The 8573-nt window shown below is 67.5% G+C and carries 6 protein-coding genes; all 6 read right to left on the bottom strand.

All coding sequences use genetic code 11. The features are described 5' to 3' along the window. Positions 1-380: 380 nt before the first annotated feature. Positions 381-1760, bottom strand: coding sequence for an ATP-binding protein (locus C1931_RS11590; protein WP_108756455.1), 1380 nt, complete (start codon positions 1758-1760; stop codon positions 381-383). Continuing rightward, positions 1738-2421: a response regulator transcription factor gene (locus C1931_RS11595; RefSeq protein ID WP_108753371.1), complete on the bottom strand. Its 684-nt coding sequence runs from the start codon at positions 2419-2421 to the stop codon at positions 1738-1740. Before C1931_RS11595 ends, C1931_RS11590 begins: the two co-directional genes overlap by 23 nt. Before the next feature lie 95 nt (positions 2422-2516). After that, positions 2517-4700, bottom strand: a complete 2184-nt coding sequence (locus C1931_RS11600; protein ID WP_108756456.1) for a PAS domain S-box protein — start codon at positions 4698-4700, stop codon at positions 2517-2519. Positions 4701-4907: 207 nt separating this feature from the next. After that, a complete protein-coding gene (locus C1931_RS11605) occupies positions 4908-7307 on the bottom strand; it encodes a Tex family protein (protein ID WP_108756457.1) in 2400 nt (799 codons plus the stop codon). Positions 7308-7509: 202 nt separating this feature from the next. Further along, positions 7510-7725: a hypothetical protein gene (locus C1931_RS11610; protein ID WP_006374014.1), complete on the bottom strand. Its 216-nt coding sequence runs from the start codon at positions 7723-7725 to the stop codon at positions 7510-7512. 330 nt (positions 7726-8055) lie between these two features. Beyond that, positions 8056-8573 (bottom strand): IS3 family transposase (locus C1931_RS20520; RefSeq protein WP_234412812.1); only part of this gene is annotated, 518 nt, incomplete at its 5' end.

The following is an 8573-nucleotide window of genomic DNA, read 5'->3' on the forward strand; positions in this document are numbered from 1 at the left end:
AAGTACGTCCTTGTAGGCTTGGCAGCCGCATCCATGCGGCTGACACCCCGCAATCCGACCCCGCCCCACCTCTGACAGATTCCAGCGATCTGGTAGATCGACGCCATGCGTGGATGAATCTCAATCGGAATCGAAGATTTCGAATTGAATTCGAAAAGCATCCACGCATGGCGTGGATCTACTGGCCACCGGACAACTGTCGAAGGCGGGGTGGGTCCGGTTGCGGGGGCGTGAGCGCCATGGATGGCGCGACCGAGGCTACATGGACGTACTTGCGCCGTCCCCCGCAACCGGACCCACCCCGCCATCCCACGGATGCCCGGCTTTTGCCGTTGCGTTGAGCGGGTGCAGGGCTGCAAGCCCTGCATAAACACTCCCCCCTACAACACCTGCGGCCGGCACAGCAGGCTGAAGCTGGCGCCGCCCAGTGGCGACTGCCCTACCCCCAGCCTGAAACCGTGCAGGCCGGCGATGGCCGCCACGATCGACAGCCCCAGACCGAAGCCGCCGCCCTGGCTGGCCTCGCTACGATGGAAACGCTGGAACACCAGCTCACGCTCGGCCTCGGCAATGCCCGGCCCGGAATCTTCCACCACAATGCGCGTCGCCCCGGCTTCCGCACGCGCCGACAACTGCACGCGCCCGCCTTCGGGCGCAAACCGGATCGCGTTGTCCAGCAGGTTGCCGATGGCTTCGAACAACAGCCCGCGATCACCCACCACACTGGGCAGCTCCGGCGCCACTTCCAGCCGCAGCCACTGCCCCTTTTCCTCGGCCAATGGCGCGTAGAACGCATGGATTTCCTGCAGCAGCGCTTCCGGCGCCAGCTCCACGAAACCGGAGCGCCGCTGGTGGTCCTCCAGTTCGGAAATGCGCAGCAGCGCGCGGAAGCGCGCCATCAACGTATCGGTTTCATCCAGCACCTGGTCCAGCGCCACGGCCTGCGCATCACCCTCGCCCAGCTGCTGGCGCAGCCGATACAACTGCGCGCGCATGCGGGTCAGTGGCGTGCGCAGGTCATGCGCAATGTTGTCACAGACCCCTTTCACTTCCGTCATCAACTGCTCGATGCGGTCCAGCATGGCGTTGACGATGGCCGCCAGCATGTCCAGTTCGTCACGGCGATCGGCCACCGGCAGGCGTTGCCCCAGGTCACCGGCAACGATGCGCGCGGTGGCCTGCTCGATCGCCTGGATGCGCCGCAGCGGGCGCCGCCGCAGCAGCTGCCAGCCCAGCAGGCCCGGCAGCAGGGTCAGCGATACCCCCCACAGCAGCGCGTCCAGGATCAGGTGGTTCACTTCGTTCAAGGGCCCGCTGTAGCGCACCAGCACCAGCACGCGGTCATCGCGGGTGGGCATGGCCAGGCCGAAACCGCGCTTGCCCACCGCCGTTGGATCGGACAAGGGCAATCCGCTGACCCGGTGCACCTGGCCATCGAGCGGCAGCTGCGCCGGCAGCGCCTTCAACGGGCCGGCCAAGGGCGTGCCCGCCGCGGTGAAGACACCATAGGCATCGATGCCGTGCACGTCGTACCGGCGGTTCTCGCGCAGCGCCTCGCACAGCGCATCGCCGGTGAAGTGTTCGAACAGATGCGCACGCTGCAGCAGCGCCGACTGCGCCAGGTCATCCAGGTAATGCGACACCCGCCAGTACAGGACACCCAGCAGCACGCTGCACCACGCCACGAACAGCAGGCTGTACAGGCCCAGCAGGCGGCTGCTGGATGAGCGCCAGCCGTCAGACAGCTTCGCTGAGGACATAACCCGAACCCCGCACGGTGCGGATCATGGAAGGGCCGCCGGGCAGGTCGAGCTTGCGCCGCAGCCGGCCGATGTGGACGTCGATCAGGTTCGTGCCCGGGTCGAAGTGGTAGCCCCACACTTCCTCGAACAGCATCATGCGGGTCAGCACCTGGCCGGCATTGCGCATCAGGTATTCCAGCAGCTTGAACTCGGTCGGCAGCAGGCTCAGGGTGCGGCCACCGCGCTGTGCGGTGCGCGCCAGCAGGTCCAGCTGCAGGTCGCCCACGCGCAGCGCGGTATCGTTGCCGGCCGGTTGCTGGCGGCGGCGCAGCAGCACCTCCACTCGCGCGGCCATTTCATCGGAGGCAAACGGCTTGGTCAGGTAGTCATCGCCACCGGCACGCAGGCCGCGCACGCGCTCATCCACGTCCGACAGCGCACTGAGCATCAGCACCGGGGTGTTCACGCCGATGCGGCGCAGGGTGGTCACGATCGCCAGGCCGTCCAGCCCCGGCAGCATGCGGTCCAGGGTGATGGCGTCGTACTCGCCGCTGGCCGCGCGCACCAGGCCTTCGCGCCCGTCGGCCACCCAGTCCACCTGCAGGCCATGGCTGCCCAGCTCCGCCACGATTTCCTGGGCAGTGATGGCATCGTCCTCGATGGTCAGTACGCGCGACATGGGGCCCTGGGGTGCTCAGACCCGCCCATGCTCGCCAAATCGGCCGGGGCGGGCAAATGAAACATCCTTCATGCGGGCCGTCGGTACGGGCCGGTTCAGCCGCCGTCGCCGTCTTCGGGCGGCAGGTCGGCGGTCAGGCCCTGCACCTGCACGTTGTTGCGGCCCAGGGCCTTGGCCCGGTAGCACTGCGCGTCGGCGGCGGCCACCGCCTGGTCCACGCCCATGCCCGGCGCCAGCGGCGCAATGCCGATGCTGGCACCGATGCGCAGCACCACCTTGTCCCACGGAATGGCCAGCGCGGCCAGGGTGTTCAGCAGTTCGCCGGCAATGCGTGCAGCGCGCCGCGGGCCGCAGCCGGACAGGATCACCGCGAATTCGTCGCCGCCCAGCCGGGCCACGACGTCCGAATCGCGCACGCCATGGCGCAGCACGCTGGCCACCGCCCACAGCACCGCATCGCCGGCCAGATGGCCCCAGGTATCGTTCACCGGCTTGAAGCGGTCCAGGTCGATGTACATCAGCGACGCAGCCTGGCCGGTGCGCTCGACATGGGTAATCGCCTGCTGCAGGTGCACCTCGAAGCCACGACGGTTGCTCAGTTCGGTCAGCGGGTCCATCTCGGCCAGGTGCCGGGCTTCGCGCTGGCGCGCGCGCTGTTGGGTGTCATCGCGCAGCACCCACACCGCCCCACGCACGTGCCCTTCGTCGTCGCGCAGCCAGGCGCGGGTCAGGTCCACCGGCACGGTGGCCGTGCCCAGGCGCAGCAGCAGGTCCGCATGCAGATCCACCGCATTGCTGTCCGGGTCCAGCAGCACCGCCACGTCCAGCACCGAGTTCGGCGCGTATTCGGTGGTCAGCGCCAGCACGTCCTTCACATTGTGCCCGGCCAGGGTCAACGCGCCATCACCGGACAGCATGCGCACCGCGGCGGCATTGGCGTATTCGATGCGCCCCTGCAGGGTCACGCTCAGCACCAGGTCGGCCACCGCATCCAGGGTGATGCGACTGCGCTGCTCGCTTTCGAACAGGCGCTGTTCGCTGCTGCGCTGGCCGGTGATGTCCTGGATCTGCGACACGAAATGCAGCGGCTCGCCGCGTTCGTTGCGCACCAGCGAAACGGAAAGACGCGCCCAGATGGTGTTGCCATCGCGGTCCAGGTAGCGCTTTTCCAGGTGGTAGTGGTTGCGCCGGCCACTCAACAGGTCCTGCACCAGCTGCAGGTCGGCCTGCAGGTCGGCCGGGTGGGTCAGGCGCTGGAAGTCGACCTGCAGCAGTTCTTCGCGCGGGTAGCCCAGGATGCGGCACAGCGCATCGTTCACATCCAGCCAGCGCCCTTCCAGCGACACCAGGGCCATGCCCAGCGCCGCGGAGGTGAAAGCACCGGCGAACTTGTCCGCCGCCAGTCGCGCTTCGGCACGCGCCTGCAGGATCTCGGTGATGTCGATGGCCATGCCGACATAACCGATGCGCTCGCCGTCGGCGCCGTCCATGCGGCTGATCGACAGGCGCACCTGGCGGCGCTGGCCGTCCTTGCGCAGGAAGGTCCACTGCCGCGAAAAGGTCTGGCCCTGCGCCTGCGCGGTCAACGCCTGGAAGACCGACGGTGGGTGGCCATCGGCGTCGGCCAGCGGGGCCAGGTAGGCACGCATTTCGTCCGGCTCATGGAACACGCCGGGGTTGAGCTTGCCGACCACCTCACTGGCGGCATAGCCCAGCAGGCGTTCGGCGCCGGTGTTGAACAGGGTGATCAGCCCCTCGGTATCGGTGGCGATCACCGCCACTTCGTCGGACGCATCGACCACCGCCTGCAGCCGGTGGCGCATGTCGGCAGCGTCCTGGCGCGCCATCTGCAGTTCGGTCACGTCGGCATGCGCGCCGGCCATCCACAGCGGGCGCCCCTGCCCGTCCCATTCGTACACGCGGCCACGGTCGTGGATCCAGATCCACTGGCCGTTCTTGTGGCGCATGCGCAGCAGGCAGCGGTAATGGTCGCTGTGGCCCTGGAAGTGCGCCTCCAGCGCCGCGTCGGAATGGGCCAGGTCGTCGGGGTGCACCAGCGCGATGAAGGTTTCCTGGCAGATCGGCTCCAGCTCGTCCAGGCGGTAGCCGACGATCTCGGCCCAGCGCGCGTTCACCCGCATCTGCCCGGTCTGCACGTTCCATTCCCAGGTGCCGGCGGCGGTCCCTTCAATGATCATCGCCAGACGGCGGCGCTCTTCGGACAGCTCCTGCAGGCGTCGCTCCAGCAGCGCATTGGCGTCATGGCCGTGCCCGGTCATCGGCGCCCCCGCGCGGAACGGCGGGCGCACGCATTCCGCAGCCCGGCGCTGCAGCCTGCGGTCGCGTTGGCGGGTCGTGCTGGCGTCATGGCCCTCCCCGGCACCCTGCAGGGCGGCCCGCGGCCCCCCCATGGGCGCCAGTGTGCGCACGCCGGGGAAGGCCGACAAGTCCCCCCGCCACGGTGCTCGTGGCCGGGGGCGGTTGGCTCAGCTGCGCTTGGCCCGGGCGAAGGCCTCGGCCAAGGCATTGTTGGCCGGCGGGGCCGAGGTGGCGGGACGCGCCGCGCCCTGCCCCTGGCCACGGTTGGGGCCGCGGTTGGGGCCGCGGTTTGCGCCGCCATCGCGCCGCGCCGGCCCGCCCTGGCCGCGCTCATCACGCGCACCGGGGCGGCTGGTGGCCTGGCCCGGGGCATCGTCCAAGCGCCGGGTCAGGGCGATGCGCTTGCGCGCCACGTCCACCTCCAGCACCTTCACCTTCACGATGTCCCCGGCCTTGACCACCTCGCGCGGGTCCTTCACGAAGGTGTCCGACAGCGCTGAGATATGCACCAGACCGTCCTGGTGCACGCCGATATCGACGAACGCACCGAAGGCGGCCACGTTGCTGACCACGCCTTCCAGCACCATGCCCTCGCGCAGGTCCTTGATGTCTTCCACGCCCTCGGCAAAACGCGCGGCCTTGAACTCGGGGCGCGGGTCGCGGCCCGGCTTTTCCAGCTCTTTCAGGATGTCACGCACGGTCGGCACGCCGAAGGTGGCGTCGGTGAACTGTTCGGGCTTGAGCCCACGCAGGAAGCTGCCATCACCGATCAGCGCCTTGATCGGGCGCGCGGTGCTGGCCACGATGCGCTCGACCAGCGGGTACGCTTCCGGGTGCACGGCCGAGGCGTCCAGCGGCTGGTCGCCATCGGCAATGCGCAGGAAGCCGGCGCACTGTTCGAAGGTCTTTTCACCCAGCCGCGCGACCTTCAGCAGGTCCTTGCGGCGCTTGAACGGGCCGTTGTCATCGCGGTGGCGCACGATGTTCTCGGCCACCGTGGACGACAGCCCCGACACCCGCGACAGCAGCGCGGCCGAGGCGGTGTTCACGTACACGCCCACTGCGTTCACGCAGTCCTCCACGCGGGCATCCAGCGCGCGCGCCAGGCGGTACTGGTCCACGTCGTGCTGGTACTGGCCCACACCAATCGCCTTGGGCTCGATCTTCACCAGTTCGGCCAGCGGATCCTGCAGGCGGCGGGCAATGGACACCGCGCCACGCAGCGACACGTCCAGGCCCGGGAACTCCTTGGCGGCGAATTCCGAGGCCGAATACACCGATGCACCGGCCTCGCTGACCACCACCTTCTGCAGCTTCGGGTTGCCGATGGCCTTGATCGCTTCACCGGCCAGCTTGTCGGTTTCGCGGCTGGCAGTGCCGTTGCCGATCGCGATCAGTTCCACGTTGTGCCGGGTGCACAGCTGCTTGAGCGTCTGCAGCGACTGATCCCACTGCCGGCGCGGCTCGTGCGGGTAGATGGTCTCGGTGGCCAGCAGCTTGCCGGTGGCATCGACCACCGCGATCTTGCAGCCGGTGCGGATGCCCGGGTCCAGCCCAAGCACCGTTTTCGGCCCGGCCGGGGCAGCCAGCAGCAGATCCTTCAGGTTGTCACCGAACACCGCGATCGCTTCGGCCTCGGCCTTTTCGCGGGCCTGGTTGAACAGGTCCAGCAACAGATGGGTATGCAGCTTGGCCCGCCAGGTCAGGCGGCAGGCGTCCAGCAGCCAGCGGTCGGCCGCGCGGCCCTGGTCGGCGATGCCGGCCTTGCGCGCAACGCGCCCTTCGGCGTACTGGTGGCCGGCCTCGGCATCGCTGCCCGGGTCCAGCTCCAGGAACAGGATTTCCTCGCGGCGGGCACGGAACAGCGCCAGCAGCCGGTGCGACGGAATCTTCGCCAGCGCTTCGGCATGTTCGAAATAGTCGCGGTACTTGGCGCCCTCGGTCTCCTTGCCCTCGGCCACGCGCGCGCGGATCACGCCGGTGTCGCCCAGCCAGGTGCGCAGTTCGCCCACCAGCGCAGCATCCTCGCCCCAGCGCTCCATCAGGATCGCGCGCGCGCCTTCCAGCGCGGCCTTGGCATCGGCCACGCCCTTGTCGCTGTCGACGAAGGTGGCGGCGAAGGCCTGCGGGTCCTGGGTGGGGTCGCCCAGCAGGCCATCGGCCAGCGGTTCCAGTCCCGCTTCGCGTGCAATCTGCGCGCGGGTGCGGCGCTTGGGCTTGTAGGGCAGGTACAGATCTTCCAGCCGGCTCTTGGTATCGGCGGCCAGGATGTCGTTGCGCAGCGCATCGCTCAGCTTGCCCTGCTCGTCGATGCTGGCCAGCACCGCGGCACGGCGGTCTTCCAGCTCACGCAGATAAGTCAGGCGCACTTCCAGGTTGCGCAGCTGGGTATCGTCCAGGCCACCGGTCACTTCCTTGCGGTAGCGGGCGATGAAGGGGACGCTGGCGCCCTCGTCGAGCAGGCCGACGGCGGCACGCACCTGGGCGGACTGGGCACCGATCTCGACGGCGATGGTCTGGGCGATCTGCTGGGCGAGCGCGCTCTGGGCGTTCTTGGCGTCGTGCATTGCTTCCGGTCTGTGCCGCGTTACGGGAAAGACCCATTCTGGCCATGCCCGGCGCGGGCATACAAGCGTTGACAGCGGCGGGGTTCAGGCGGCAGCACCGGGTGGGGACGCCGGCATCCTGGCAGAGGGGGCCGTGCTGGCCCGGCTGGGATGCCGGCGCGGGTGCGCGCACGTGGGCGCACCCTGCCGCATGTTGCGAAGGTCAGCGGTAATGACGGGCCGCACGCTGCATGACGATCTCGTCACGCATGCTTTCCAGTGCCATCAAACGGACCTTGCCGACACCCTGCAGTTCCATGAACCGCTCTGTGTAGAACTCCGGCCCCAGCGCGGTGTCGGCGCGGGATTTGCTGAAGCCGTAGGGCACCACGCCCTTCTCGCCGTCCTTGCTACCACCGACATAAAGAACAATCGCCATGTGATGTCTTCCTCCAAATTGCTACTGCGTACTGCACACGATGAGCGGTACTTGTGGGCTCATCGGGGTAGAGCTTACCGCGACCAAGCTGACTGGAACGTCACGAAGGCTAATGACGATCGGTTGCATGCAGATGACGACCCGATCACAGCAGAACGCTTACGGATCCTTAACTTCCAACTAACAAACGGGCGTTTCCAGCCAACGGCGCAGCCCCTCGAGGGTGGCCGCAGAGCGTGGTTCATGCGATTGGGCCGGGCGGATTGGGGCCGCGGGACACGCCGTAAACCCGTACTTGAAGTGACCCCCTGAAGTTGGACAGGTGGGGGATCAGGCGGCCAGCGCGGCCTGCTCCCGGTACTGTACGGGGCTCAAGCCCTTTAGTTTCAAGCGGATACGATTCTCGTTGTAGTACCGGATGTACTCCACCAGCCCAGCTTCCAGGCTATCGATGCTGTCAAAGGTGTTCAGGTAGAAAAATTCCGACTTCAGGGTCCCGAAGAAGCTTTCCATGGCCGCGTTGTCCAGGCAGTTGCCACGCCGGGACATGCTCTGTTTCAGCGAGTGCTTTTCGAGCTTGTGGCGGTAGTTTTCGTGTTGGTAGTGCCAGCCTTGGTCGGAGTGGATCATCGGACGATCTTCCGGTGAAAGCCTCCTGATCGCTTGGTCCAGCATTTCACCCACCAGGTCAAACACGGGCCGGCGCTTCATCTGGTATGCCACGATTTCGCCGTTGTAGAGGTCCATGATCGGCGAAAGATAGAGCTTCATGCCCTGCACCTTGAACTCGGTTACATCGGTCACCCACTTGCGATTGGGCATCTCAGCCTCAAACTGGCGGCCCAGGT

Source organism: Stenotrophomonas sp. YAU14A_MKIMI4_1 (genome assembly GCF_003086855.1).
In the GTDB taxonomy this organism is placed as follows: Bacteria; Pseudomonadota; Gammaproteobacteria; order Xanthomonadales; family Xanthomonadaceae; genus Stenotrophomonas.